Below are 24634 nucleotides of genomic sequence, written 5' to 3'. Positions count from 1 at the left end.
TATAATTGATGGGTAAAAAATGGGTAAATTTTAAATTTAAAGGGCGGTTTCTGTACTGCCCTTTTTTTGTTGGGTAAAAATAGAATCTAATTGAGCAGCAGCTTTTTTATCATATTCTTCAATGCTATGGGTATAGAATTTTAATGTAGTTTCTACTTTGGAGTGTCCTAATCTTGAAGATACAGATTTAATATTTACACCTTCATTAATTAAGAGTGTGGCATGCAGGTGTCTTAAATCATGAAATCGTATTATAGGTAGGTTATTAGCTATTAAAACTTTTCTAAAATACCTACTTAAGTCATGACTATCTATTGGACCATTCAATTTATAAGAGTAGAATAGTTGTTTTGTTATAGGAATACTTTTCATGCTGTTTATATATTCTTTAAGCACCTCACTTACAACTACAGGCATATATATTTTTCTTATAGAACTCTCTGTTTTGGTTGGTATAGAGGTTCTTTTTTCTGTGTCATATAATCCAACTTGTTTGTCTACAGTTATAGTATTAGTGTTAAAGTCAATATCTTCTAATGTTAAGGCTCGAATTTCACTATTTCTTAATCCGCACCCACTTGCAAGATAGAATGCAGCCTTTTGAAGTAGGTTTGTTTCATTTTCATAAATACTAATTAGTTTATATCTCTTCCATATTCATAAGTTCAGTATATTTAATGGGATGTTCTTTAGGAAGTTTTATGTGTCTATATGGACTGTGAGATATAATTTCCCATTTCTCAGCGAATTTTAAAGTGTTATTAAGAACGGATGCAGTAGATTTGATTGTAAGAGGGCTATAGCTTTTGGTCATTGTATTTATAAACTTTTGTATATCTATAGGTTTAATCTTATTTATAGGTAAATCTCCAAAAATGGGTCCTAAGTGATTTGTGTAAGCATTATTATATACTCTATGGGTGTTATTTCTACATTTGAGTAGCACATATTCATCCATAACTAATTTAAATAAATCTTTAAATAACATATTTTCATTGCTACCTACAAGCCCTTTATCTATTTGATAGATAAAATCTTTTTCAGCTTGTAGAGCCTCTTTTTTATTTCCAAAAAACATAGTTTCGTATCTATGTCCATTTCGAGTAACTCTAATTCTCCATTTATTAGGTTTGTTATCTGGATTTTTGGTCCTTTTTTCTAATGCCATATATTAATCAGCTCCTTGTATAGTTTATAATTAAAGTAGCACTATATTTTATAGTGCTACTTTAGAAACATAATTCTGTAGCAGTTTCAAAACAATATTCCATTTTTTTATATCCATATACCGAGTATATATCTTGTAAGAACCACATAGTGACTTGCAGGTATTCAGCACGGTCATAGTCACAGCTATATAATTTTATAGCAGACAGAAACTTTTCGTATGTGATAAGTTCTTTGACCGCCCAAATATGAGCTTTGCGTTCTTGCTTTAAATTTCTTATAGTACGAATATCTAGTATGTCCCCTGAACTAGTGAAATGATGGCCAAGCTCTTCGGCGAGAATACATTTTTTAGCTATGTCGTTTAATGATTTATCTATGAAAATTATCCCGTCTCTATATGCTCCTTCTAAACCATATTCTAATGGTATCTCATAAATAGAAACTACTGATTGATATTTAATTAGCAAATCTTCGTATGTCAGAATAATCCCCCCTATTTTGTCTTTGGTCATTTTTATAGATCATAAAGTATCTGTAGTGATATTTTTTTATACATTGAACGGCTATGCTTTCTATGGCATATTATCTTTCTTTTTTCTCTGTAATTTCCTTTTCTTTTTCATCGAATAATGCATTTAGATACTGCATTATCAGTTCCATCTTTTGGTCTGTTATATCTTCATCAGCTAAATGAGCAGCAATTGTGCGTACTTTAGGAGGTAAAGAATGCTCTTCTCTTCCTAATAAGTAGTCAACTGATACATGGAAGTAGTCAGCTACTTTTTGCAATTTTTCTGCCGTAGGAGAACTTTTATCCCAATTTCTTATTGTGCTACGACCAATTCCTACGATTCTTTCCAGTTCAGTAACTGTAATATTCTTCTGTTCACAAAGTAATTTTATCCTCAATACTATATCCATAATGTTCGCCTCTTTCAAAAAAATATGCGTAAATTTACGAATTAATTATTGACAATGCGTAAATAATCGCATATACTATGTTTAAGCAAAACAAAACGACATCTGCACAATCAATATAGGGTATAAATCATAAAATACATCCGTTCCCCAACGTGTGTCTATTTTTTATACCATTTAATGCGTATATTTACGCTGTAATATAATGATACAACGTAAATATACTCCTGTCAAGCTGTTTTGCTAAAAAATGAGACAATTTGTAAAGGAGGAAATAAATGAAAAAAGAACTTATTAAAGCCTTCCAAAACGATAAGTTTGGGAACGTGAGAGTTGTATTAATAGGAACCAACCAACAACCTTATTTTGTAGGTAAAGATGTAGCAGAAGCACTTGGGTATACAAATACAAGTGATGCTATAGCAACTCATGTTGAAGATGAAGATAAAATGCAAATCGCATTTCACGATTTGAAGAAATATGGGTTAATTGGCTTTGGTACAAAAGGAACTCAACTAATTAATGAAAGTGGTCTTTATAGTCTTATTCTTTCAAGTAAACTTCCATCAGCTAAAGAGTTTAAACGTTGGGTAACATCAGAAGTATTACCAAGTATTAGGGAAACAGGAAGTTATTCAACAGAACAACATAACCCATACGGGAATCTTTCCAAAGAACTACAGGCCATATTTGTAATAGACCACAAGCAACAGGAAATGGATATTCGCATTACCAAGTTAGAAAATACTATGACTATTGATTATGGGCAACAGAATGATATACAGGCACTTGTATCCAAAAAGGTAATTAGTGTGTTGGGCGGAACAGATTCCCCGGCTTATAAGAATAAAACAGTATCAAGTAAAGCATTCAAAGAAATATATAGATGGCTTAAAAGAAAGTTTGAAGTTAATTCCTACAAAAATATAGCCGTTAAAGACTTTGAAAGATCAAAAGAAATTATTCCACAATGGGAACCGAGCGAAGAATTACAATTGATGATTAAAGGTTCTAACTCACAAATGAGATTAGGGCAATAGAGGGGAGTGTAGTAAATGGCTAGAGCTAAAACAAAAGAGTACACATTGTTTGGTAAAGAAGTAGCAAAAGCACTTATTGATAAAGGATGGGAAAATCGAGACCTTGCAGAAGCACTTGGAGTGTCAGATGCCTATATAACGGATATTTTGCAAGGGAAAAGAAAGGCAACAAAGAAGAAGAAGGAAATGGCTGAAATATTAGGTTTAAATATAGTATTAGCAAATTAAGGAGGGGCTTTATGGGCTTTGAGGAATTAATTAGGAAAACCATTATGGAGTCTGTAAAAGCGGCGGTGCAAGAAATTTTAAGCGTGATGCAGTTTGAAGTTTATCCAAATGTTATGAATGTAAAGCAAGCATCAAAGTATTTGAATGTGTCGGAAAAATGGATACGCCTTAATTTAGATTCTATACCCCATTATGAAATGGGTGGATATAAATTCAATAAAGAAGATTTAGACCAGTACAGATTAGATAAAACAGGTAGAAGTTTTAAAGTCGTTAGAAAATAGCGGAGAAGAATTTACAGGTATAGAGGTGAAATAAATGAATATTCAGCGTGGCCAAATAGTTTGGATTGATTTTCATAAAAATTTAGGTAGTAAACAAGGAGGACTTAGACCTTGTATTGTAATTCAGAACAATGTAGGTAATCGTTTTGCGCCTACTGTTATAGTAGCGGCGGTTACAAGTGTAATAAAAAAGCCTAACATGCCTACTCATGTTGTTATAGACCGCGAGTATAGAGGGCTTAAAAAACCTAGCATGGTGTTACTGGAACAACTTGATACAGTGGATAAATGTGAAATAGTTCAAATACACGATGTGCTAAGCGAAAGTGATATGCAAAGGGTAGATAAGGCCTTAAAAATAAGTTTAGAGGTGCGCTAATGAAGTTATTAGGCGAAATCTTAGGCGGAGTAGTGTTTGGTATTATGATTGCTAGCCTATTTATACTTCCGATTATAGTTAGTTTTTTGTGTATGTAAAAAGCGCCACCATTAAGGCAGCGCATAGAAAAAGACCTATATATAGGTTAACACCTTTTATGGAGGTAGGCAATATGCTCCAAGAAATAACAGTTAGAGATTTGATTAATATGGTGCATGACATTCATTACAGCAGGATTAGAGATCTTACACAAGAGAATGAAAAACTTAAGCTTTATAAAGAGCTTATAGATAAATCTTATACCAATGATGATTTGGCACAAGAGAATATAGCATTAAGAAATAGAGTGGCTGATTTAGAAAAAGAAGTAAAGAGTTGGCGTAAAAATGGTACGCCATTTTAGGAGGGGAATATATGGCAAAGAAAAAAGAAATTGAGCTAGATCCAGTAGTTGTGCAAAATAAGGCTCGCATGGATGAGATCATAGAGGAAATCAAAAGTATTAATGCACATAGAGAAGAACTTAAAGCAGTTTGTGAAGAACGTGTAAGAGGTATTACAGAAAGTTATCAAGATAAAGATGTACTTCAATACGCACGCATTAGGCACTTGGAGGAAGAACTTAAAGTTTTAATGGATGTAGTTCCTAAGCAAGAAACCAAGACACAATACAAGGTATCCTTACTTTGTGGTGATGTGGTGCTGAAAAAAGCCACTAAGAAACTTGATTATGATAAAAAGAAGCTGCTTGAATGGGCAACTAGTAATGGCAGAACAGACCTTATCAACTCAAAAACAGTTGATGAATTTAAGTGGTCAGAGTTTAAATCTAGTTTAGCTATACAGGAAGGCCTTGGTATTGATGGCATAGTTGATATTACAACAGGAGAAATGCTAGAAATTGACGGGTTAAGTGTAGTTAATGTACCAGAGGAAGTGGTAATTAAATGAATATTAGGTTATTAACCGCTAATGAAATTGAATGTAGAGTACAAACGGTTAAGAATAATGGTTGTTCTGTTTTGCTCTATAAAGATGCTCGGTGTGATATGAGGATACTTGATGAAACATTTGGTGTGCTTGGGTGGCAGCGAACGCATGAATTAATAAATGGAAATTTATTCTGTAATGTCAGCGTATGGGATCAAGATAAAGGCTTTTGGATTGTTAAGCAAGATGTAGGAACAGAAAGTAATACTGAAAAGGAAAAAGGGCAGGCAAGTGATAGCTTCAAGAGAGCATGTTTTAACCTAGGCATAGGTAGAGAGCTTTACACAGCGCCATTTATATGGATTAATTTAGGCCCTAATGACGTTAAAGAAAACAAGGGCAAGTATTATCCTGCTATAACATTTGAAGTGAAAGAGATAGGATATAACGCTAACAAGGAGATAGATAGGCTTGTTATAGTAGATAATCATGGAGCAGAACGCTATAGATTAGGAACTCAATTGCCTAGTCCTACCAAAGCACAAAAAACATTAAGTGAGGCACAAATAAAACGCTTATATGCACTTGGTAAAAAAGCCCGGAAGAACTCAAGAGAAGGCTCAAGAAGAGGTGTATAAGAAGTATCATTGTAAGCCGCTAGAGCTAACAAAACAGCAGTATGACGTAGTGTGTGTAGGTTACGAAAAGATAGGTGCTAAAAATGACAAAGATTAAATCTGACTTTCAAGAAATACTGCCAGATGATTGCAAACAGTACAATGAGGTTTTCAAGCGTTACCTAGACCTTAACAGTGAGAACGTAGAAGAGGCCTATAGCCTTATGAAAGATAGTCTAATGCTTGCACAAAGGTGGTCAGAAATTCAAGCTACTGCACGTAAGATACACGATGCTAGTAATAAAGAGTTTGCTGTAACAGCATTTAAAGATTGGGCTTATCAGCGTTATAGACAAATGCAACTTATACATGAAAGTACACGAATCATATGGAGAAGTTGCAATGAGTACTTGATGTGGAACAGAAGAAATGCAGAAGGAAGGTGATCTAGTGGCACAGAGAAGAATGATTAGTTTAAAGATAGTAGATACAGATATTTTCTTAGATATGCCTTTAACTGCACGTTACTTATATCTTGAGTTTTGTACTAGGGCAGATGATGAAGGGTTTATAGCTTCACCTAAGAAGATATTAAGGATGGTTGGGTGTTCTGATGATGATTTTAAGATACTTATGGCAAAACAATTTATTATTCCTTTTGAAAGTGGTGTATGTGTTATTAAGCACTGGAAGATACACAACTATATTAGAAGTGATCGATTTACAGAAACTATCTATTTAAATGAAAAATCATTATTAGCAGTAGATGAAAATAGCGCATATGTGAAGGTACACGATGAAAATACACACTATGTCATACCAAATGTCATACCAGATGTCAACCAAGTGGTAGGCAGTATGGATACACAGGTTAGGTTAGGTAAGGATAGGTTAGGTAAGGTTAGTAAAGGTAAGGATAGGTTAGAGGAAGGTAAAGGTAGTAAAGAGACAATAGAAACGCTAATAGATGCTTACGCATCCTCTGGGAGTGAACTTAATAAAACTCTTCTTGATTTTGTAGAAATGAGAAAAGAGATTAAAAAGAAACTTACTACTAGAGCATTAAAGATGATTCTTAACAAGCTAAACAAACTAGCAGATGATGAGTACACAAAAATTAAGATACTTGAACAGAGCATCTTGCATAGCTGGCAAGATGTATATGAACTTAAGCAGGGAAATAGCAATTATTCAGTTAATAATTCGCCAGTTGATAAAGCGATGCAAGGTTTAGCTAACTGGCTCAATGAGGAGGGTAAACATGAATAAGGAAGAGTTTGCAAGAATTATAGCTATGATTATCTCATTTTTTCCAAATTCTAAAATTAATACTGATAATAATACACAAATGGAACTATGGTATGGCATGCTAAAGGATTTAGATTTTAATATCACTAAATTAGCTATAACAAAAATGGTTACAGATGAACCATATGCCCCAAGCAACATGATAGGAGCAATTAGAAAGTATTATGGTGAGATTACGGGGGCCACGCCTATAGCAAATGAAGATGGATATGGGATGGTTCAAAAGGCTATACGTGCCTATGGATATGATAGACCTGAAGAAGCACTTGCAAATTTACCCCAAAACGTAAGGGATGCCGTTATGGCGTGTGGTGGATGGTTGCAACTTTGTCAAACAAAAGTAGAGGACCAAACAATTATGCGTTCGCAATTTAACAAAGTTATGGCTAATATAAATGCTCGAAATAATGCTTCTAACAGACTTAACTTAGCAGTAAAGAAAAACATTGAGAGGTTACAAGAAAAGAGCGATAGGGTGCAGAGGATTGAGTTTAAGGAAGCTCCTAGAATGGATATACAAGAACGTAAACAAAGCAAGGAAAATATTGAGGCAATGGCTAAAGTTAATGATGTTATAAAGTCTTTAGGGCTAAGGGAGGATTAAAAATGAGCGATAGAGTACAGAAAATAAAGAAAGTACTTAGTTATACAGAACTTCAAGCATTTAAGGCTGTGTATGCAGAAATGAACGGAGAAAATGGTGTGGTTGTTGTAAGCAAGATATTAGGGAAAGTAAAAGCTACAAGAAGTGTGGCAGTAAGTGCATTCAAAAAACTGCAGATAGCAGGTGTTGTAGAAACTAGGTCGCTTGGGATGAAAGGTACTTATATTGAGTACTTAGACCAAGAAATATTAAAGGAGTTAGCTAAATAGGGTATGGCTGTGCATGAGATAAGGGTACGTTTGGACGATAAAAAATTTAAAAGATTACAGCAAGCTATGAAAGCAACTGGGATGAGTCGTCAAGATTATGTAGAAGATGCTATAAGAGAAAAAATGCTTCTAGACAGCCTAGTTGAGACTATGGGAGGGGGTGAAGCTGATGATAATTAACTTTACAATACCCGGGCAAGTAAAGAGTAAAGCAAGACCACGCATGAGTACAAGGACAGGAAGAGCGTATACACCTAAAGATACAGTGATGTATGAGAATTGGGTTAGACAATGTTATATAGATCAGGTAGGCAGAAACATGTTAGAAGGAACACTTGTTGCAGATATAACAGCATATTATCAGATGCCAAAAACAAGTGCTACAAAAGCTTTAAAAATGGTCAGCGGAGAGATAAGACCAGTAGTTAAGCCTGACTTAGATAACGTAGCTAAGATAGTTCTAGATAGCTTAAATGGAATAGCATATGCAGATGATAAGCAAATCGTAGAACTACGAGTGAAAAAGGTATATGGATCAGAGCCTAAAGTAGAGGTAGTAATTTCAAGTTTGGGGTGATTATATGAAATATCAAGATGCGATTACCAAAGACCACACTAAAATTTGCACGGTACAGTACACAGACAACAAGGGAATGCAACATTGCATTAGAGGTAGCCTTAGAGCCTTTCTTGAAGACATGCAAAAGATGAGCTTATATGAAATAGCTAGTATCATCAAAAATGCAGAGATTACGGAGGGGTAATGTATGGATAAGTATTTAGTTGCACTAATTGTTTTAGCTTTAACTGTGCTTGGGTTAGAACTTGTGTATGGAGCATACAGACAAAAAAGGATTGCTAGGAACGCAGAGGAAAAGAAAATGTTAGATGTATGCCGTAGGGTAATGCGTGATAAAGGTATTAGCTTTAAAGAAATTGCAGTACTACATGATAACCAAATTGTATTTGTTGTCAATGATAAGGTTGCAGAATGGAGTGGAAGCTATTATGTAGCACATGAAGATTATGGTAGAACAGTTGTACTTAAGGATATAAGCGATTACAGAAAAGAATACGTGTTGCAGTATGAGGAAGATTTAGAAGTAATAGGAATCAGAGTATTTAAACCAAAAGAAATAACATTTGTCTAAGAGTATGCTACATGGTTGGGATATATGCCTGTATTTTAATCACATTTACCTTTTGTGCGCTCACATCTAATAAATCTAAGGAAACAAAAGAAAAATGCAATATAGTTGATTTTAGTATGGTTTATGAAGGAGGACAAAAATGGCATGTAATAGGGAATGGAGAATACTTGGAGATTGATGGTGACACTGAACAGGCACAAGAAAAAGCCGAACTTAGGTTAATGGACTTAGGATATAAAAATATAAGGCTAAGAATCTATATGTGAGGTGTTGTTGTGAAAAAGATGTATTTTGAAGTGATAGACATATTACAAGAAACTAATGGCCGGCTTTATGAACTATATGGGTATACCGACTATGAACTACTAGACTTGATAGATGATGATATCGCTTATGCTAAAGAAATGATGGCACATGCTGTAAAACAGACAATATTAGTTAAAAATGGACAGGGTAAAGTGCAAGAATTAGAGTTCTATATCAATCTTACTAATGGAGAACAACTTTTTGAGGTAGGCATGAAAGGAGATTTGGTTGAAGCATGATAGAGGTAATTGAACTAGAGGACATTAATGAGAGATTAAGAGGCATCAAGAAGGGCATGGCTGGTATTACTTATATGATTATCAGTTTAAAAGAATTTAGATAGGGGGAGAAGAAAATTGTTCGTTAGAAACAAACGTCAGTATGCAACATATAAGGCAGAGACAGATACTAATGTGTATACCAGTTTCATATTCGGATTTGCAGAACGATGGGCAGATAAAATGGAGGCATACCTAGACCAGGGCGTACGCAATATGGAGAAGTTAGTAGACAGCACATTCAATCAAGCGAGCACACATGTAGGGATAAAACCTATTTATTTGACACCTAGCATGGTAGAAGAGGGCAAGAAGATACTTTATAAGTATTGGGAGCATGGAGAAATGCTTAAAGATTACTTAGAAAATAAGCATTAGAAGCTAAGGGGTGTTGTAATGACAAATGAGGAGCTTTTTATTAAGGGTGATTATGACACCCTATATCAAAAAAATGTAAAATTTATTCATCATATAGCTAAAAAGTTTGGAAATTTAAATATAGAGTATGATGAATTGATTGCACTAGGTAATTTAGCTTTTGCTAAGTTACTTAAGAAATATGATCCTAGTAAAAGTAAGTTTATTACGGTATTTGCAATTGTGATAACGAATGAAATACTGATGCATCAGAGGAAGCAAAAGAAAAGAGATAAGGCTATTTCATTAGAAAGTACACTAGGAACGGATAAAGAAGGTAATTCATTTAGTTTACTAGACACCGTATGTGACGATACGGTAAACATCGAACAAGATATAGAAGGGAAGGTAATGTTAGAGCAGGCTATTAGGCGAATAAAGACATTGCCAAGTCTAGAATGTGAAATAATGATGGGCTATATCGCTGGAGAAACTCAACATAATATGGCTAAGCGACTTGGGCTAAGTCAGAGCTATATATCAAGAGTTATATCTAGGGTGCAGATTAAGCTAAAGAAAGAAGTTGAAAAAGGAACAGAAATTAAGGAGGGGAAAGACATGGCCATTAGGCAAGGAAGCAAAAGAGATACAGTGTTTAAGTTGTTAGATGAAGGTATAACAAGTCCTAAAGAGATTGCAGCAATCACAGGCTATGACTATGGATGCATTAATACTTACAAATATGCCTATAAGAAAGAGCGCATGCAAATGCCAAAAGTAGAGGAAGAAGAAATTAAAGTAGAGATCCAAGAAGAGTTCAAACAACAGCAAAAAGAAGTTGTTAAGCCTAGGTTGGCTATAAGTGAGCTTAATGGGCTATTTACTTACAAGTTAGATGGTGGATTCTTACACATTGATGATGAAATAAGCCTTAATGCAGAGGGGATAGATAGCTTTATTGAAGAACTTAAGGAAATTAAGAAGTATATAGCGTAGGTGAGTTATGAGGCTGTATATGGCAGTAACAGTTGATGAGTTTGAATTACCGCTCTATGTAACTGACACAGTAGTTGATATGGCTAGATGGGCTGAGAGTACACCTATAGCTGTATCAACTGCTATTACAAGAGGTCGTAGTGGAAAGTATAACGGATTTAAGTATATTAAAGTTGAATTTGAAGATGCAGAGGAAGAATAAATCAAACAATCAATTTGCGCTAAAGAATTAATTGTTGGAGAGTGACGGTATGTATTTTGAAATCGTAGAACTCGGGTACTTTATAGATCAAATTAGAGGTATTAAGAAACAAATGAGAGGATACGTTACAGGAGTTGTGTGTGTGTATTTAGGTTGCAAATTGTATGAAGTAGAACTTCAAGACTATGGTTACTATCAACTTTGGGATTGGCAAATCAAAGAGGTGATGTAATGAAAAAATATCCTGTAACTCAAAGGTATTTATAACAGCTCAATCACGTATTGAGTGGTAAAGCTGATAAGCATGAGGTGCAAAGTGTTAAAGAAAACACCAAAAGATACCTCAAAAAATGCAAGGAAGATACCAGGAATAGGGTTGTATATTACAATTCGTAAATTCAATTTTTGATGGAGTGAGATGATGGAAAATTACAATAGATACACAGTGTATATGGATGATTGTGCAGCAATCGTAATCGAAATAGACAGAGGGTGTGATAGACCTAACAATATGTCAGATGATGAAATTATAGATGCTTATATGGAGAACAACTATGGTGGACGTAATTATGAAGTAGAAGAAGGAGATCCTGATACAGTGTTCCTAGATGAAGAAGATATATGGGGACTAGTTGAGGACTGATGAAATAAAAGTGAATTTTTAAGGAATGAGGGGTTAAGATGAGCGAAGAATTAAAAAAAGCATTAGAACTTATTAAGAATGAGTGTAGCAAATATACCAGATGTTGTGATGGCTGTTATATGTATAGTGAAGAGTTTGATGAATGCAGAATAGGAGATGAAGATCCTTGTGATTGGGAAATAGAAGAAACAAAGTAACTTTTGTAAAAATAAAGGGCTCACTAAATAAATACTAGTGAACCCAATATATAAACAAAACTCTACTTAATAAAAAATTATACGCATTAAAAAAAATAGGTCAATACATCATGAAAAAGTAAAAATTTAAAATAAATAAAAATAATTTTTGGGTGGGTGAAGTAAGTGGAAGACAAGGATAAGCGTTGTTGGAATTGTATTCACTGTATAGATGGATATTGTGATTTAACAGGGAAATGTCCAGTATGGATTGAAGATAGTGAGGAGTGTGATTGCTTTGAGCAGAGAGATTAAGTTTAGAGCATGGCACAAAGTAGAAAAGTGTATGTTTGAAGTGTTTGGGTTTGACGTTAATCACGTCTACCCATTCACTACAAGTGGAATAGTGATACCGCCAACAATAGATGATGTTGAAATGATGCAATACACAGGACTTAAAGACAAGAACGGAAAAGAGATCTATGAGGGAGACATTGTTAAGTACAACTACAATAACCAAGTATATCAAGATGTGTATGCAAAAGTTGAGTACAGTATTGCAGGCTTTAGGCTTAATGCTGACTATATAAGCCGTCACCTTAGCAGGCATATTAGAATAGCTAATACAGATTACTATGAGGTAGTCGGAAACATATACGAGAACCCAGAGTTGCTAGAGGTACAAAATGATTAAGTTGATATTATCTGGGCTATATGCATTTTTATTAACAATTTTTGCTATAGAGACATTACACATTGAGCCTAATAGTCTTATGGCATTTATGATTGCATTGTTGGCAGGTCGATTTGTCATTAAAAAAATCTAAGTTTTAGAGGTCGAAGGGAGAAGTGTAGAATGGTAGAAATCAAAGGTAATACTATATGTCCTAAATGTGGTTGTAAAGTGGAAGGTGGATATTGCGAATGCTTACCAACAACAAACATTAAAATACCCATGCCAAAAATAAAAGAACCTAAAAAGGACGTTGATGTTTCAAGAATTATCGTGGAGTATGCAAATGGTAAACGAGTTGACGTTGTGAAAGGTTACTTGGTGAGCTTTGATGACGAAGGTAATTCAAGTTGTATAGAATTCAACGTATAAAATAATTTTTTTAGGAAGGTGAACAACAATGCTAAAAAAATGTGGTGATTGCAATAACCTAAAAGCATTAAAAGAAAATGGTACGCACGTTTTGGTTTGTAGTATAACAAATCACATATGTAATGTGCACGATACAGTAATTTGTGGCTACCACAAATCAAACAAATAGTTCATCGGAAGAGGTGAAGGAATGACTTTGTATGAATTTATAAAGAAATTTGTAAGACCCAACTCTTTAATAAAGCTTTGGCAGCATGACATCGAAGGATATAAGTTAATTCAAGAAGAAGGTCAGAGCAATGCATGTATGGAATGGAAAATACTATCTAACAAAGCATGGCAATGTAAATATAATGATTCTAAAGTGTTAGGTGTAAAAGATATTGTGTGTGATGATTTTTATAGAGAGGCAATCAATATCGTGATTGAACAAATAAAATAGTTTTTTGATAAGTCATCTAGGTGAATAAAATAAAACTTGCATAAGAAATAGATACATTTCTTATGCAAGTTAATTAGAGAGGGAATGCTGATAGACTTTGAGTTAATAATTCATTAGTCGAAAAGAAAGATTTAAATAATTTATATTCTATTTCATAATCTTTATTTATCGAAAGTTCGTTTAAGATAAGATTCAAGTCATCAAGTAATTCAATAGCTATAATAAGAGTATCTAAACGAATTCTATTAATAGAAGAAATATCATTATTTGCTGCATAATCAAATATTTTTGAATTAAGATTTTTTATTTTGGCATTATAGACAGATAAACTTTGACGTAGTGGTGTTGATGATTCTCCTTTTTGATCAGCAATATACAGTGATTGAGAAAGTCCGTTAAGTTGATTTTGAATATTAACAATTTCTTCATAAAAATTATTTAAGTCTTTAGTGGTATTCAATGCAGAAGCCATTAAGTATAAGGGAACGGAAAGAATAACGATAATTAACATAAATTTAGCAAAATAATATTTTTTCATAATACACCTCATATCAGCTAGTCTTTTATTATAAGGATTAGCAATACTAAAAAAAATATGTAAAAACTAGTTAGATAGAGTAAGATAAATAAAATTAGTTTTTGAGTAAAAAAATATCCCTTGGCAGAGAAATAAGTAACAGCCATGGGAGATGGATTTTTTATTTTATGATAGCCAAGGGATATTTTATAGATAGGTATGACGATTTAAAAAAGGAGTCCTATCTAATAATTAGTATAAAGTAAATATTTTTACTAATCAATAGAAATGTTTTGACCATTTTGTTGAGGTCAATAAAATGGTCCAGGAGGTGGTAGTTATATTAGATGGATTTGTAGGTGGATTATTTGTAGCATGGATTTTAACTTGGTTTGACGTAGACTTGATGGTGCTTGAAGTAATCCAACCTTTTATAGATATACAGTTAACCACAAGCCACTATTATATATTAATAGCAATGATAGGGTTAGTTGGCAGAGCCTTTGGAGCTAAATAAAAAAAATGATTTTTTGAATGCTTATATTAACCATAAGGGGTGATGTATATGAAAGAAGTTTTATATACTAGCGAAAGATGGGAAAATGTTAATGCTGCTAATAAAGAGTTATTGAAACTGTATCTAAGAAGCAAGGTTACAGATAGAAGTAGGCCGAATACCTTAAGGGAATATGGATATGACTTGAAGTTTTTCTTAGTATGGAATTATGTGTATAACAATAATATGAGCGTTCTTGAATTCAAAAAAAGGCATTTTGAGGACTTTAAATTCTTTATGATAAATGATAGGGAGTGTAGCAACGCAAGAGTCAACAGGGTAATGTGTGTAATAAGAAATATGATGGGGTATGCAGAGGATGATGACGATGAATACGAAGAATATATGAGGAATATCGCAGCAAAGGTAAAGACATTAGATAAAAAACCAAGGAAAGAAATTACCTTTGTAACGGAGAAACAAGTCGTACTACTTAGGGAGTACTTAAGAAGTATTGAAAACTATAAATACATGTTTCTTTTAGATCTTTTATACGATAGCGGTGCAAGAATAAATGAAATACTTCAAGTAGATAATACTGCCACGGCAGATAGAGGATTTATTAAAGTAGAGTGCAAAGGCGGTCAAATGGAGTATATATTATTGCATGATAGAGCAAAAGAAAGCTTGAAACTTCACATGCAGAACCTTAAAGGTAGTGATATATGGGTTAGTGATAAAGGAACTAAGATTAAAAATACCGGTACGCTCAGAATATGGGTAAAGAATATGTACTTAATGCTTAAGGGCATAGATAAGAACACCCCATATTTTACACCCCATAGTTTTAGGCATAGCATGATTGAAAACATGGAAAATGGGACGCATTACCTATGTGAGCAATTAGGAAGACCATTTACTACAGAAGAGATAGCAGCGTTGGTACATCATAAGAGTATAGATATGACAAAAAGCTATATGAAGCCGAAAGAAGATAAATTAATTATGAACTTATTTGGAATAAGACTAGACTAAGGGGGATTAATATGAAAAAAGACCACTTAAGAGATTATGCGACAGCTACATTTAGATATTATGCTAAAATAGGCAAGACTTCTGAACAGGTTAAAGAAGATATAGGTAATATGCTTATGGAAGCTAGGGAAGAACGTATCATTAATACTGGTGGAACAGGAAGCCCTACGGAGCATGCCATAATGGAGAAGGAACGTGTTATTAATGAACTCAAGGCAGAGATAGATGATTTGGAAGCTGTGGAAAAAACACTAGAATTACTTAAAAGAAGATTTGACTATGGGACAATTAAGGCTATAGAAATAGTATACTTTACAGATCCTAATAAGCCATTAGAAAAGAATGATTTATCAAGTAGAGTAGTTAAAGCAGCAGCTGAAATACCTTGTGGGGAAGCTACAGTATACAGAATGTTAAGTAAGGCTAGAAGAGTATTTGCAGAAGAGAGAGGATTAAGAAGTAATTGGGAGAAAACAGAAGAAAAAGCTAGTATTTGATAGTAGTAGACTAAAAAAACATGCTATACTGATATAGTCAAGAAGCAAGGTAAATACGGAGTGTGCAACGTATACCGAATCTTGGTACCACATTACGATCATTTATTTTCCCCCAAATAAATTGGTGAAGTTGAAGGAAAGGGCCCTTGGTTTATAGGCTGAGGAGCCCTTTTGTTGTACATAGACTGTTGCGAAACAGACAGTATTATAATTTTAAATCAGGATGTGTAAAAATGTTTGAAATTAGATAGGCAATGCAATTAACTGTATAGGTTATGCATTGCTTTTTTAGTCTAAAGAAAGAAGGTGAGCGTTGTGAAGCTAACATTAAAACAAAAGGCGTTTGCTGATTATTATATTCAGACTGGCAACGCCACTGAATCAGCAATTAAAGCAGGATATAGTAAGAAAACGGCAAAAGAAGTTGGATGTGAAAACCTAACAAAACCTAACATAAAAAAATATGTAGATGAACGACTAGAACAAATATCCTCAGAACGCATAGCAGATGCCAAAGAAGTTATGGAATATCTTACAAAGATTATGAGAGGGCAGGATGTTGAAGAAGTTATTGTGGTAGAAGGAGAGGGTGAAGGTTGTTCTTCAGCTAGAAGGATGGACAAGGCATTAAATCAAAAGGATAGAATTAAAGCAGCTGAGCTAATAGGTAAAAGATATTCAATGTGGACAGAACGAGTTGAAGCAAAAGTGTCTGTAGAGCCTACAGAAGACTGGTTCGAGGAAGATTAATAACAGTATAACTAAACTTTGATAAATAACGGTTTAATAAACATAGTATTATCAACGCTTTTAATAATAACCACAGATAACTATGGATTATTTGTGGTATGTAGGAGGTGAAGCCAGATGCCTATAAGACGTATAAAAATATCAAAGTTGAAAAAGGAATTTTTTAATGATTGGGTGCTAGACACTATTAACGATTATTCTAAGCGATATAACGTCTTTTATGGCGGTGGTTAGGTGGAAGTGGTAAATCCTATGGTGCTGTGCAAAAAATCGTTCTAAAGGCTAGATTTAATGTTAGAAAGGTACTAGTGGTTAGGAAAGTAGGTAATACTTTGAGGCATTCTATTTATGCTGTAGTAAAAAGCATACTTACTAAGAGTGGTACGCCATTTAAGGAAAATAAAACAGATTTAACACTTACGCTGGATAACGGGAGTGTTTTTTTATTTAAAGGCATAGATGATCCAGAAAAGATTAAATCTATAGCAGATATTACAGACATAGTTATTGAAGAAGCCAGTGAACTAACCATAGACGACTTTACTCAGTTAGACATACGTCTTAGGCCAGTAGAAGCACCTAACCCACAGATATACTTAATGTTCAACCCTGTATCTAAGGCTAATTGGGTTTATCAGCATTGGTTCTTAAATGACATTGAAAACGCTCAAATTATTCATAGTAGCTATTTAGATAATAAGTTCCTTACGGAAGACTACAAAGCTACGTTAGAGAATCTTAAAAATACCAACCCTGCTTATTATAAGATTTACTGCTTAGGCGAGTTTGCTACACTCGATAAGCTAGTCTTTCCTATTATTCATAAGCGACTGATAAGTGAGAATGAGGTTAAAGGCTTACGCTTATTTGTCGGCATGGACTTTGGTTACGTTAATGACCCTACTGCTATTATCTGGGGTTACTACGATAAGCTGAATAAAATTATTTATATCATTGGTGAGTATTTCAGAAAGGAAATGACTAACGATGAAATAGCAGAGGTTTTGCAACAGTTAGGCTTATCAAAAGAACAGATCATAGCCGATAGTGCAGAACAAAAGTCAATCGAAGAAATAAAACGCTTAGGTTGTAGCAGGATTAAAGCTGCCAGCAAGGGGCCAGATAGTATTATTCATGGGTTACAGTGGCTACAGCAACACTCAATTATCGTTGATGAAAGATGTACGACTTTAATTGAGGAGTTTGAGAACTATACATGGAAAAAAGACAAGAAGACAAACGAGTATATCAATGAACCTATTGATACATTTAACCATGGTATAGATGCTCTAAGATATGGCGTTGAGCCATTAAGAGGAAAAGGAGGTGTTAGGTTTGGATAATCAAGATTTATTTATTGTACAAGAGTACATTAAAGAGTTTTTAGCAAGTAAAGAACGTAAACTTATGCTAGATGGACAGCTTTATTATGAGAATGAGCCACTTGGTATAGAAATGCCTCATGCATTTATGACTAACCTAGTGGATGAAAAAGTGCAGTACTTACTTGGTAAAGAACCTAGTATGACAAGTAGCATAGATAATAGTAGTTACTTAGATGAAGTTATTAACGTGCTAAGTGATAATTTCCTTTATGATCTACAGCTACTTGGAACAGAGACAAGTAATAAAGGTATTGCATGGGAACAGTTATATTTCGATGAAGAAGGTATACTTAAACGTATGCTTATTCCAAGTGAGCAAATTAAGCCTGTATGGGTAGATAACTCGCATAGAGAATTGAAATGGGTTATTCGTATCTATGATATTGAAGAGTACATGAATAATAAGAAGGAAACGGTCACTAAAGTTGAGGTTTACGATAGCGACAAATCTTATTACTACATCTTAGATAACGGTACTTTAAAGCTAGATAGTGAGAAGTACTTACAACTAAATGACAATGAAGAGTTCGGGCATTTTACCATCGATGGAAAGCAATATAGTTTTGGTAGAGTGCCTTTTGTATTTTGCAAAAATAACGCTTGTGAAATGCCAGACCTTAAGATGGTAAAAGAGTTAATAGATGCGTATTGCCATAACAGAGAGCGCTTAGATAAGTTGCTAGAGGACTTTAAAAACTTCTTAGTTGTTATTAGAAATTACGCTGAGAATCCTGAAAATGCAGTGAGCCTAGATGAAATGCTAGAGAAACGTCGTATTTGGGTAGACACAGACGGTGGTGTTGAACTTGTTAATCCTACTATAGACACGACGGCTAATGAGAGCCATGATAATACACTTAAAGATGATATTATCTTGTTTGGCCGTAGTGTTGACCGTAACAAAATGATAAGTGGCAACACTCCTTCGGGAGTGGCATTAAAGACACTTTATAGTGGACTGGACCTTAAATGTAATAAGTTAGAAATAGAGGTTAAAAATTATTTTAACCAGCTTATGTGGTTTATTAAGTCCTACTTAGAAGTTAAAGGAGTTAGCCCACAGGATAAAGAAAAACTTAGTATCCTTCTTAATCGTGATATTACAATGAATGAGAGCCAAGTCATTACAGATTGTAAAAATTCAGTTGGAGTTATCTCTACTAAGACTATTGTAGCAAATCATCCATATGTTACTGATGTTGATGAGGAACTTAAACAGATTGAAGCCGAAAACGCTTTTAATTGGCAGGAGTATGTTAAACAGTTGAAAGATGATAATGAGGAAGTTGAGGTGTAGATGATGCAAAAGGTTAATGTTTTAGGTGTTGAATATTCTATTAATGAAGTCACGCCTATTGAGTATCCTAAGATTGAAAATAGTGATGGCTTGTGTGATTTTACCACGAAAACTATTTGTATCGATAAAGAACTTAATAATGAAACACCTACAAGCATGGAGAATATGAAGGCTTATAAAGCTACAGTTGTAAGGCATGAGTTGATACATGCTTTCTTTTATGAAAGTGGCCTTGATGTTTCATGCTCTTGGGGAAGGAATGAACAACTTGTTGATTGGATAGCTATCCAGTTACCTAAGATGGTGAAAGCTATGAAAGAAGTTGGTGCTCTGTGAGTAATAAGGATTACTGGAAGAAACGTATAGATGAAACAGCTCAAAGACGATTTGATTTAACTTATGAAGTGATGCAATCAGAAACACGTAAGATATACGATAGAGTTACTCGTGAGATAGCTAAAGAAGTTGAAGCTATGTATTATAAGCTATTAGATGAAGAACTCTCTAGGGCTGAAATATGGACTTATAAGCACTATAAGGATTTACTTAACAGTATAAATATGAAAATGGTTAAGCTAGGGCTTAAAGAAATCAATATACTTAACTACAATTTAGAAGAAGCTTTAAGAGAAATCTATGTGGAGACACCTTTACCACAACATACGCCTATTAAGCCTTCGTTTACTGTATTAGACGATGTAGCAGTACAGCAGATTATTGCGAGGTCTTGGAGCGAGAAACATTTTATATCTACTGTATGGGATAATAAAAATAAGTTGTCTGGGATACTGAAAAAAGGCATTACAGACACTATTGTCTTAGGGAAATCGAAAGATGACCTTGTAAAAACTGTTAGGAATAAAATGCAAGTAGGTTTTAATGAGGCGGATAGAGTAGTTCGTACAGAACTCATGCATACCATTAATTCAGGTGTTGTGCAACGTTATAAAGACAGTGGTTATAAAGAACTCGAAATACTTGTGGCAGAGGATGAAAGAACATGTGATAGGTGTGGGGGTAAAGCTGGTGAAATTGTAAGCATTGATAGTTATGATATTCCACCTTTTCACCCACGTTGCAGGTGTACTTGTATCCCAGTAATTGAATAGTTAATTAAGCACTCTTAATAGGGTGCTTTTTATATTAAATGGAAAGGAAGAATAGCAATGAAGAAAATCTTTATTTCTCAACCTATGAACGGTAGAACAGACGAAGAAATTTTAAGAGAAAGAGAATTGGCTATCAGAAGAGCAAAAAAGGCATTCGGTGATGACATTGAGATTATTGACAGCTTCTTTCAAGGAGCGCCTGCTGATGCTAAGCCGTTGTGGTATTTAGCAAAATCAATTGAAGTCATGGCACAAGCTGATGGTGTTTTCTTCGCACATGGTTGGGAAGAAGCTAGAGGGTGTAAGATTGAGTACGAATGTGCTACAAAATATGGTATTCCGTACTACGTATGCTTTTAATAGCCAATTTAACAGGTTTTAGAATTGAAATCGGCTTTAGTATTGCTAAGGCTGTTTTTTATATGCCTTTTAATAGGTTGTAGGCGTAAAAGAACAACCGAACATAACAAATCCGTGAGAGCATACTCGTAAAAAGCGTAGGAGGATATTATGAAGAGAAAGTTTTTAGAAGATTTAGGGCTTGAAAAAGAAGATATAGACAGTATCATGGCCGAAAATGGTAAAGACGTTGAGAAGGCTAAAGCTGACTATGAAGATGTTAAAGCTCAACTTGAAACAGCTCATGCAACGATCACTGACTTAAAGAAAAATAATGTAGATAACGAGAAGTTGCAGAATAAGGTCACTGAATATGAGACAGAAATTACAAAACTTAAAGATGAAGCGGCTAAAAAAGACTTTAACTATAGACTTGAAGATGCTTTAAAAGGTTCGAAGGCCAAGAACTTAAAAGCACTTAAAGCACTTCTTGATATGGATAAGGTTAAGCTTGAAGGTGACAAATTTACAGGACTTGAAGAGCAGCTTACAGCACTCAAAGAAAGTGATGCTTACTTATTTGATGCAGAAGAACAGCAACCACCACAACTAGGTGGATTTAAACCTACTAATACAGGTGGTGCGTCTAAAGGTATTACAAAAGAACAATTCCACAAAATGAGCTATTCAGAGAGAGCAGAACTCTATAACGCTCAACCTGAAGTTTATAAACAACTAACACAATAAAAGGAGGGCCTTAATATGGCACAAACAAAATTAACAAATTTAGTAAATCCACAAGTAATGGCTGATATGATTTCAGCAGGATTAGATAAAGCGATTAAGTTTTCACCACTTGCAAAGATTGATAGCACATTAGTAGGTCAACCAGGTAATACAATTACTGTTCCTAAATATGCTTACATTGGTGATGCAGAAGTGGTAGCAGAAGGTGTAGCAATGGATACAGTAGTATTATCAGCTACTACAACAACTGCTACTGTAAAAAAAGCTGGTAAAGGTGTTGAGATTACAGATGAAGCTGCATTAAGTGGTTATGGTGATCCAGTAGGAGAAGCAGAAAAGCAACTTAAAATTTCTATTGCAGCTAAGATTGATAATGATTGCTATGATGCACTTAATAGTGCTACAGCTAAATATGATGGAAAAGCAGCTATTATCGGATATGAAGGTATAGTGAAAGCTGTTGATGTATTTGGAGAAGAAGACTATACACAAAGAGTAATGTTTATTCATCCAAAACAAATTACTCAATTAAGGCTTGACCCAGAATTTAGAGACAAAAATAAATATCCTTTAGATGTGGTTATGACAGGGGTTATTGGAGAGATTGCAGGTTGCCAAGTTATCCCATCTAAAAAAGTTAAATTAAACTCTACTTGGTATGAATGTCCTATTGTAAAAGTAACAAATGCAGAAGTAGATGGAGATGTACCAGCATTAACCATTTACAAAAAGCGTGATGTTATTGTAGAAAGCGATAGGGATATTCTTAAGAAAACAACTGTTATCACAGCAGATGAACATTACACAGCTCATTTATCCAATGATAGTAAAGTAGTTGTTGCTCAATTCAAAGCAGAAGCTGGTGCGTAAGGAGGGATTAGATGTTGTTAAGAAGGTATCATAATCGAGAAGAAAAGCAACTAGATCAAGAAGTAAAGCAAGAAAAAGAGATTGAAAAGCCTAAAAAACGTAAACCTAAAAAAGAACAGCAGGGTGAGGAATAATTCCTTCACCTTTTTCTTAAGGATGGTGAGAGAATGAATACACTTGAACTATTAAAATTAGAACTTGGTGCTGATGAGACACAGGAGCCATTATTACAAAGGTATATTGATAAGGCTATCAATAAAGTAATGAACTTTACTAAGCGAGATAAAGCTTATGTAGAAAAAGAATTACAAAACCAAGTAATAGATTTAGCCATTATACTCTATAATCGTAAGGGTACAGAGGGGCTAAAATCTCAATCATATAGTGGTGTTTCTGAAACCTATGTAGAAGATATACCTAATGAAACTAAACGTGATCTATACGCTCATAGGTTGTTAAAAAGAGGTGGCTCTAATGATTAATCGGCAGATGCAAAGGTGTACAGTATGGCAAAAAGATGGTGAAACAGATGAATGGGGTGCACCTTCACAAGATGAAACCATGATAGCAACTATCAATATTGCAATTAATGTAGTAGATACGATTAATATTAAAAATAGCATCGAATATGGAGAGATTACACACTTAGGTCTTACATCTTTTAGGGGGCTTAAGAAAGGTCATGTACTGAGAATTTTAGATAAAGTTTACACAGTAGAAAAACAGCCTAATGAAGTTACAAGACTTAGCCAAGTATATCTAAAGGAAGTGGTCTAGTGGGCGATGTTAGTAAAAATATGGAGAAAGCTATTAATAACTTAGATAAGGCATTATTAGCTGGGTTAGAAAAGGTATGCCAGATGATTGAGAATACTGCCAAAGAAGAATGTCCTGTAGACGATGGTCCTTTAAGAGCAGATATTCAGCATGATATAGATGTAAATAACAAAATAGGCATTATAGGTAACACATTAGAATATGCGCCTTATAGACATGAAGGAACAGGTATTTATGCTATAAGTGGTAATGGTAGAAAAGAGGTGCCATGGCGTTATAAGGATGCTAAAGGTAAATGGCACACTACAAAAGGTATTAAGCCTAAAAGGTACCTTCTAACTGCTGTAAATGCACATAGAAATAATATCTTAAAAGTTTTAGGAGAGGGGGCTAGAACTGAGTGGATGAAGTAATTGCGATACTTATGAATGATGAACAACTGAAAAGCCTTGTAAGTGGTATTTATCCATTTGGTGAAGGTTCAACTGTTAGTGAGTGTATCGTGTATGAATTTTATACTGCAAGTGACAATGGAATTAAGGCTACAGATGTTTTAATGATTGATGCTATAGGATTTTCTATAGGTAAATCTTTAGCCATTATAGAACGTGCTAAGAGCCTTTTGTTAACATTAGGCGATGCAAAGTTAACAAATAAAGTTTTAAAAGTAGAACAAAACGGTGGAGGTAGTCTTAAGAATGTCGTGGGGAATAAGACCATGTACTATCAAAAGGCTACCTTTAACATTACAAGGAGGGTAAACAGATGAAAGCTAAAAAGCTATTAATGCCATTAAAGCTTCAGTTTTTTGCATCTAGCACCACAATGACAGATAAAGATGATGTAAAGCTTGGTTCTGGGGACCTGTATATTATGGAGTTTACAGGCAAAGTTCCAGAAGACACAGAAATTGAAGTGGATGCCAATAAAATTGGACATATAAAAGGTGGGGCAAGTTTAGAGTACACAAACGAGTGGAAAGTTGTATCAGATGATATGGGGGTTGTGATTAAAAACTTTCTAACAAAAGAAAATGTTAACTTTAAAAGTGGTATCTTGGCTTGGAATGGTAAAGTGTTGCAAGCATTATGTGCAACAGCTAGGGTTACAGAACCTACTCGAGAGAACGCTTATCGTATTGTAAAAATTGGTGGGAAGAAACATGCAGATGGCAAGTCCTATATTATTCACTTTGTACACACAACAGATAAAGGAAAACATATTAAACTCACTATTGTGGGTACAAGTAGAAACGGCTTTACAATTGCATTTGATCCAGAGAATGAAACGGTAATTGATGCTGAATTTACCGCGATTAGTCAAGACGATGAAGGAACACTTGTTACTTATAAAGAAGAAAAAGAACTTGCTGCATAAGGCTAGGTTTACACCTAGTCTTTATTTTTATATTA

Annotated in this window: 49 protein-coding genes and 1 pseudogene; 45 read left to right on the top strand and 5 right to left on the bottom strand. The window is 34.3% G+C overall.

Annotation, left to right across the window (positions count from 1 at the left end; genetic code table 11):
• Positions 1 to 36 precede the first annotated feature (36 nt).
• The 4 genes from ACLTBU_RS02285 to ACLTBU_RS02270 form a co-directional block, all read right to left on the bottom strand.
• Positions 37 to 630 (bottom strand): site-specific integrase, encoded by a 594-nt coding sequence (locus ACLTBU_RS02285; protein ID WP_412217346.1) that lies wholly within the window; start codon positions 628 to 630, stop codon positions 37 to 39.
• A gap of 10 nt (positions 631 to 640) precedes the next feature.
• Positions 641 to 1168 (bottom strand): hypothetical protein, encoded by a 528-nt coding sequence (locus ACLTBU_RS02280; RefSeq protein WP_412217319.1) that lies wholly within the window; start codon positions 1166 to 1168, stop codon positions 641 to 643.
• A gap of 61 nt (positions 1169 to 1229) precedes the next feature.
• Complete coding sequence (locus tag ACLTBU_RS02275; protein ID WP_412217318.1) at positions 1230 to 1682, bottom strand: ImmA/IrrE family metallo-endopeptidase; 453 nt, start codon at positions 1680 to 1682, stop codon at positions 1230 to 1232.
• 70 nt (positions 1683 to 1752) lie between these two features.
• On the bottom strand, positions 1753 to 2091 hold the full coding sequence (locus ACLTBU_RS02270) for a helix-turn-helix domain-containing protein (RefSeq protein WP_412217317.1): 339 nt from the start codon (positions 2089 to 2091) through the stop codon (positions 1753 to 1755).
• A gap of 275 nt (positions 2092 to 2366) precedes the next feature.
• On the opposite strand from ACLTBU_RS02270, the gene ACLTBU_RS02265 reads away from it, so the two are divergent.
• From ACLTBU_RS02265 to ACLTBU_RS02130, 28 genes are all read left to right on the top strand, one after another.
• Positions 2367 to 3128 (top strand): ORF6C domain-containing protein, encoded by a 762-nt coding sequence (locus tag ACLTBU_RS02265; RefSeq protein ID WP_412217315.1) that lies wholly within the window; start codon positions 2367 to 2369, stop codon positions 3126 to 3128.
• Positions 3129 to 3143: 15 nt separating this feature from the next.
• Positions 3144 to 3356, top strand: coding sequence for a helix-turn-helix domain-containing protein (locus tag ACLTBU_RS02260; protein ID WP_412217314.1), 213 nt, complete (start codon positions 3144 to 3146; stop codon positions 3354 to 3356).
• Positions 3357 to 3367: 11 nt separating this feature from the next.
• On the top strand, positions 3368 to 3640 hold the full coding sequence (locus ACLTBU_RS02255; RefSeq protein ID WP_412217313.1) for a hypothetical protein: 273 nt from the start codon (positions 3368 to 3370) through the stop codon (positions 3638 to 3640).
• Between the two features lie 34 nt (positions 3641 to 3674).
• Complete coding sequence (locus ACLTBU_RS02250) at positions 3675 to 4019, top strand: type II toxin-antitoxin system PemK/MazF family toxin (protein WP_412217312.1); 345 nt, start codon at positions 3675 to 3677, stop codon at positions 4017 to 4019.
• Between the two features lie 172 nt (positions 4020 to 4191).
• Positions 4192 to 4422 carry a hypothetical protein gene (locus tag ACLTBU_RS02245; RefSeq protein ID WP_412217310.1) on the top strand — a complete coding sequence of 77 codons (231 nt, stop codon included), beginning with the start codon at positions 4192 to 4194 and terminating at the stop codon, positions 4420 to 4422.
• Between the two features lie 11 nt (positions 4423 to 4433).
• Positions 4434 to 4970 (top strand): host-nuclease inhibitor Gam family protein, encoded by a 537-nt coding sequence (locus tag ACLTBU_RS02240; RefSeq protein WP_412217308.1) that lies wholly within the window; start codon positions 4434 to 4436, stop codon positions 4968 to 4970.
• Positions 4967 to 5587, top strand: coding sequence for a hypothetical protein (locus ACLTBU_RS02235; protein ID WP_412217307.1), 621 nt, complete (start codon positions 4967 to 4969; stop codon positions 5585 to 5587). The genes ACLTBU_RS02240 and ACLTBU_RS02235 overlap by 4 nt, the downstream gene beginning before the upstream one ends.
• An 83-nt stretch (positions 5588 to 5670) precedes the next feature.
• Entirely contained in the window at positions 5671 to 6012 is a 342-nt protein-coding gene (locus ACLTBU_RS02230) for a hypothetical protein (protein WP_412217304.1), read from the top strand.
• 4 nt (positions 6013 to 6016) lie between these two features.
• Positions 6017 to 6835, top strand: a complete 819-nt coding sequence (locus ACLTBU_RS02225; RefSeq protein ID WP_412217302.1) for a replisome organizer — start codon at positions 6017 to 6019, stop codon at positions 6833 to 6835.
• Complete coding sequence (locus ACLTBU_RS02220) at positions 6828 to 7478, top strand: replicative helicase loader/inhibitor (protein WP_412217300.1); 651 nt, start codon at positions 6828 to 6830, stop codon at positions 7476 to 7478. The genes ACLTBU_RS02225 and ACLTBU_RS02220 overlap by 8 nt, the downstream gene beginning before the upstream one ends.
• 2 nt (positions 7479 to 7480) lie before the next feature.
• Positions 7481 to 7747: a hypothetical protein gene (locus ACLTBU_RS02215; RefSeq protein ID WP_412217299.1), complete on the top strand. Its 267-nt coding sequence runs from the start codon at positions 7481 to 7483 to the stop codon at positions 7745 to 7747.
• A 30-nt stretch (positions 7748 to 7777) separates the two neighbouring features.
• The gene (locus tag ACLTBU_RS02210; RefSeq protein WP_412217297.1) at positions 7778 to 7927 is read left to right on the top strand and encodes a hypothetical protein; all 150 of its coding nucleotides are present in this window, start codon (positions 7778 to 7780) and stop codon (positions 7925 to 7927) included.
• Positions 7917 to 8324: a RusA family crossover junction endodeoxyribonuclease gene (locus tag ACLTBU_RS02205; protein ID WP_337530288.1), complete on the top strand. Its 408-nt coding sequence runs from the start codon at positions 7917 to 7919 to the stop codon at positions 8322 to 8324. Before ACLTBU_RS02210 ends, ACLTBU_RS02205 begins: the two co-directional genes overlap by 11 nt.
• 4 nt (positions 8325 to 8328) lie before the next feature.
• On the top strand, positions 8329 to 8511 hold the full coding sequence (locus ACLTBU_RS02200) for a hypothetical protein (protein ID WP_337530286.1): 183 nt from the start codon (positions 8329 to 8331) through the stop codon (positions 8509 to 8511).
• A gap of 3 nt (positions 8512 to 8514) precedes the next feature.
• Positions 8515 to 8898 carry a hypothetical protein gene (locus ACLTBU_RS02195; protein WP_412217294.1) on the top strand — a complete coding sequence of 128 codons (384 nt, stop codon included), beginning with the start codon at positions 8515 to 8517 and terminating at the stop codon, positions 8896 to 8898.
• An 11-nt stretch (positions 8899 to 8909) separates the two neighbouring features.
• Positions 8910 to 9164, top strand: a complete 255-nt coding sequence (locus ACLTBU_RS02190) for a hypothetical protein (RefSeq protein ID WP_412217293.1) — start codon at positions 8910 to 8912, stop codon at positions 9162 to 9164.
• Positions 9165 to 9173: 9 nt separating this feature from the next.
• On the top strand, positions 9174 to 9443 hold the full coding sequence (locus ACLTBU_RS02185; protein WP_412217291.1) for a hypothetical protein: 270 nt from the start codon (positions 9174 to 9176) through the stop codon (positions 9441 to 9443).
• Between the two features lie 117 nt (positions 9444 to 9560).
• On the top strand, positions 9561 to 9860 hold the full coding sequence (locus tag ACLTBU_RS02180) for a hypothetical protein (RefSeq protein ID WP_412217289.1): 300 nt from the start codon (positions 9561 to 9563) through the stop codon (positions 9858 to 9860).
• An 18-nt stretch (positions 9861 to 9878) separates the two neighbouring features.
• Positions 9879 to 10835 (top strand): sigma-70 family RNA polymerase sigma factor, encoded by a 957-nt coding sequence (locus ACLTBU_RS02175; protein ID WP_337530276.1) that lies wholly within the window; start codon positions 9879 to 9881, stop codon positions 10833 to 10835.
• A 19-nt stretch (positions 10836 to 10854) separates the two neighbouring features.
• Positions 10855 to 11037 (top strand): hypothetical protein, encoded by a 183-nt coding sequence (locus ACLTBU_RS02170; protein WP_337530274.1) that lies wholly within the window; start codon positions 10855 to 10857, stop codon positions 11035 to 11037.
• 49 nt (positions 11038 to 11086) lie between these two features.
• Entirely contained in the window at positions 11087 to 11269 is a 183-nt protein-coding gene (locus ACLTBU_RS02165) for a hypothetical protein (protein WP_337530272.1), read from the top strand.
• 189 nt (positions 11270 to 11458) lie between these two features.
• Positions 11459 to 11680, top strand: a complete 222-nt coding sequence (locus ACLTBU_RS02160; RefSeq protein ID WP_412217284.1) for a hypothetical protein — start codon at positions 11459 to 11461, stop codon at positions 11678 to 11680.
• A gap of 38 nt (positions 11681 to 11718) precedes the next feature.
• Entirely contained in the window at positions 11719 to 11877 is a 159-nt protein-coding gene (locus ACLTBU_RS02155; protein WP_320650834.1) for a hypothetical protein, read from the top strand.
• Between the two features lie 165 nt (positions 11878 to 12042).
• Positions 12043 to 12171 (top strand): hypothetical protein, encoded by a 129-nt coding sequence (locus ACLTBU_RS02150; protein WP_412217281.1) that lies wholly within the window; start codon positions 12043 to 12045, stop codon positions 12169 to 12171.
• A complete protein-coding gene (locus tag ACLTBU_RS02145) occupies positions 12155 to 12550 on the top strand; it encodes a YopX family protein (RefSeq protein ID WP_412217279.1) in 396 nt (131 codons plus the stop codon). The genes ACLTBU_RS02150 and ACLTBU_RS02145 overlap by 17 nt, the downstream gene beginning before the upstream one ends.
• Positions 12543 to 12683, top strand: a complete 141-nt coding sequence (locus ACLTBU_RS02140; protein ID WP_412217277.1) for a hypothetical protein — start codon at positions 12543 to 12545, stop codon at positions 12681 to 12683. Before ACLTBU_RS02145 ends, ACLTBU_RS02140 begins: the two co-directional genes overlap by 8 nt.
• A 29-nt stretch (positions 12684 to 12712) precedes the next feature.
• Positions 12713 to 12961 carry a hypothetical protein gene (locus ACLTBU_RS02135; protein ID WP_412217275.1) on the top strand — a complete coding sequence of 83 codons (249 nt, stop codon included), beginning with the start codon at positions 12713 to 12715 and terminating at the stop codon, positions 12959 to 12961.
• A gap of 190 nt (positions 12962 to 13151) precedes the next feature.
• Positions 13152 to 13403: a hypothetical protein gene (locus ACLTBU_RS02130; RefSeq protein ID WP_412217273.1), complete on the top strand. Its 252-nt coding sequence runs from the start codon at positions 13152 to 13154 to the stop codon at positions 13401 to 13403.
• 73 nt (positions 13404 to 13476) lie between these two features.
• On the opposite strand, the gene ACLTBU_RS02125 is transcribed toward ACLTBU_RS02130, so the two are convergent.
• A complete protein-coding gene (locus tag ACLTBU_RS02125) occupies positions 13477 to 13941 on the bottom strand; it encodes a hypothetical protein (protein WP_412183527.1) in 465 nt (154 codons plus the stop codon).
• Between the two features lie 298 nt (positions 13942 to 14239).
• Between ACLTBU_RS02125 and ACLTBU_RS02120 the strand changes: the two genes are divergently transcribed.
• From ACLTBU_RS02120 to ACLTBU_RS02040, 17 genes and pseudogenes are all read left to right on the top strand, one after another.
• Positions 14240 to 14437: a hypothetical protein gene (locus tag ACLTBU_RS02120; protein WP_337530250.1), complete on the top strand. Its 198-nt coding sequence runs from the start codon at positions 14240 to 14242 to the stop codon at positions 14435 to 14437.
• Positions 14438 to 14485: 48 nt separating this feature from the next.
• Complete coding sequence (locus ACLTBU_RS02115) at positions 14486 to 15451, top strand: tyrosine-type recombinase/integrase (protein ID WP_412217270.1); 966 nt, start codon at positions 14486 to 14488, stop codon at positions 15449 to 15451.
• An 11-nt stretch (positions 15452 to 15462) separates the two neighbouring features.
• Complete coding sequence (locus ACLTBU_RS02110) at positions 15463 to 15948, top strand: hypothetical protein (RefSeq protein ID WP_412217268.1); 486 nt, start codon at positions 15463 to 15465, stop codon at positions 15946 to 15948.
• 315 nt (positions 15949 to 16263) lie between these two features.
• Positions 16264 to 16698: a terminase small subunit gene (locus ACLTBU_RS02105; RefSeq protein WP_337530244.1), complete on the top strand. Its 435-nt coding sequence runs from the start codon at positions 16264 to 16266 to the stop codon at positions 16696 to 16698.
• A gap of 248 nt (positions 16699 to 16946) precedes the next feature.
• Positions 16947 to 18041: pseudogene (locus ACLTBU_RS02100) on the top strand (PBSX family phage terminase large subunit); the annotation flags it as partial.
• Positions 18034 to 19380, top strand: coding sequence for a phage portal protein (locus ACLTBU_RS02095; protein ID WP_412217265.1), 1347 nt, complete (start codon positions 18034 to 18036; stop codon positions 19378 to 19380). The pseudogene ACLTBU_RS02100 and the gene ACLTBU_RS02095, both read left to right, overlap by 8 nt.
• Positions 19381 to 19716, top strand: a complete 336-nt coding sequence (locus tag ACLTBU_RS02090; protein ID WP_412217262.1) for a hypothetical protein — start codon at positions 19381 to 19383, stop codon at positions 19714 to 19716. It abuts the gene before it with no gap.
• The gene (locus tag ACLTBU_RS02085) at positions 19713 to 20489 is read left to right on the top strand and encodes a minor capsid protein (RefSeq protein WP_412217260.1); all 777 of its coding nucleotides are present in this window, start codon (positions 19713 to 19715) and stop codon (positions 20487 to 20489) included. The genes ACLTBU_RS02090 and ACLTBU_RS02085 overlap by 4 nt, the downstream gene beginning before the upstream one ends.
• A 57-nt stretch (positions 20490 to 20546) precedes the next feature.
• On the top strand, positions 20547 to 20849 hold the full coding sequence (locus ACLTBU_RS02080) for a DUF4406 domain-containing protein (RefSeq protein WP_412217258.1): 303 nt from the start codon (positions 20547 to 20549) through the stop codon (positions 20847 to 20849).
• 150 nt (positions 20850 to 20999) lie between these two features.
• Positions 21000 to 21575 carry a phage scaffolding protein gene (locus ACLTBU_RS02075; RefSeq protein WP_412217256.1) on the top strand — a complete coding sequence of 192 codons (576 nt, stop codon included), beginning with the start codon at positions 21000 to 21002 and terminating at the stop codon, positions 21573 to 21575.
• 15 nt (positions 21576 to 21590) lie between these two features.
• Complete coding sequence (locus ACLTBU_RS02070; protein WP_412217254.1) at positions 21591 to 22445, top strand: N4-gp56 family major capsid protein; 855 nt, start codon at positions 21591 to 21593, stop codon at positions 22443 to 22445.
• Positions 22446 to 22456: 11 nt separating this feature from the next.
• On the top strand, positions 22457 to 22579 hold the full coding sequence (locus tag ACLTBU_RS02065; protein WP_337528817.1) for a hypothetical protein: 123 nt from the start codon (positions 22457 to 22459) through the stop codon (positions 22577 to 22579).
• Positions 22580 to 22612: 33 nt separating this feature from the next.
• On the top strand, positions 22613 to 22927 hold the full coding sequence (locus tag ACLTBU_RS02060; protein ID WP_412217253.1) for a phage head-tail connector protein: 315 nt from the start codon (positions 22613 to 22615) through the stop codon (positions 22925 to 22927).
• Complete coding sequence (locus ACLTBU_RS02055) at positions 22920 to 23222, top strand: hypothetical protein (RefSeq protein WP_412217251.1); 303 nt, start codon at positions 22920 to 22922, stop codon at positions 23220 to 23222. The genes ACLTBU_RS02060 and ACLTBU_RS02055 overlap by 8 nt, the downstream gene beginning before the upstream one ends.
• A complete protein-coding gene (locus ACLTBU_RS02050) occupies positions 23222 to 23635 on the top strand; it encodes an HK97 gp10 family phage protein (protein ID WP_412217249.1) in 414 nt (137 codons plus the stop codon). Before ACLTBU_RS02055 ends, ACLTBU_RS02050 begins: the two co-directional genes overlap by 1 nt.
• Entirely contained in the window at positions 23623 to 23991 is a 369-nt protein-coding gene (locus ACLTBU_RS02045; protein WP_412217248.1) for a hypothetical protein, read from the top strand. The genes ACLTBU_RS02050 and ACLTBU_RS02045 overlap by 13 nt, the downstream gene beginning before the upstream one ends.
• Entirely contained in the window at positions 23988 to 24599 is a 612-nt protein-coding gene (locus tag ACLTBU_RS02040) for a hypothetical protein (RefSeq protein ID WP_412217246.1), read from the top strand. The genes ACLTBU_RS02045 and ACLTBU_RS02040 overlap by 4 nt, the downstream gene beginning before the upstream one ends.
• The last annotated feature ends 35 nt before the right edge of the window (positions 24600 to 24634 follow it).

Origin of the sequence: Zhenhengia sp., from assembly GCF_046966505.1 — a bacterium.
In the GTDB taxonomy this organism is placed as follows: Bacteria; Bacillota; Clostridia; order Lachnospirales; family Cellulosilyticaceae; genus Zhenhengia; species Zhenhengia yiwuensis.
The sequence above is the reverse complement of the archived record's forward strand: the minus strand, read 5'-3'. Positions and strand labels throughout refer to the sequence as shown.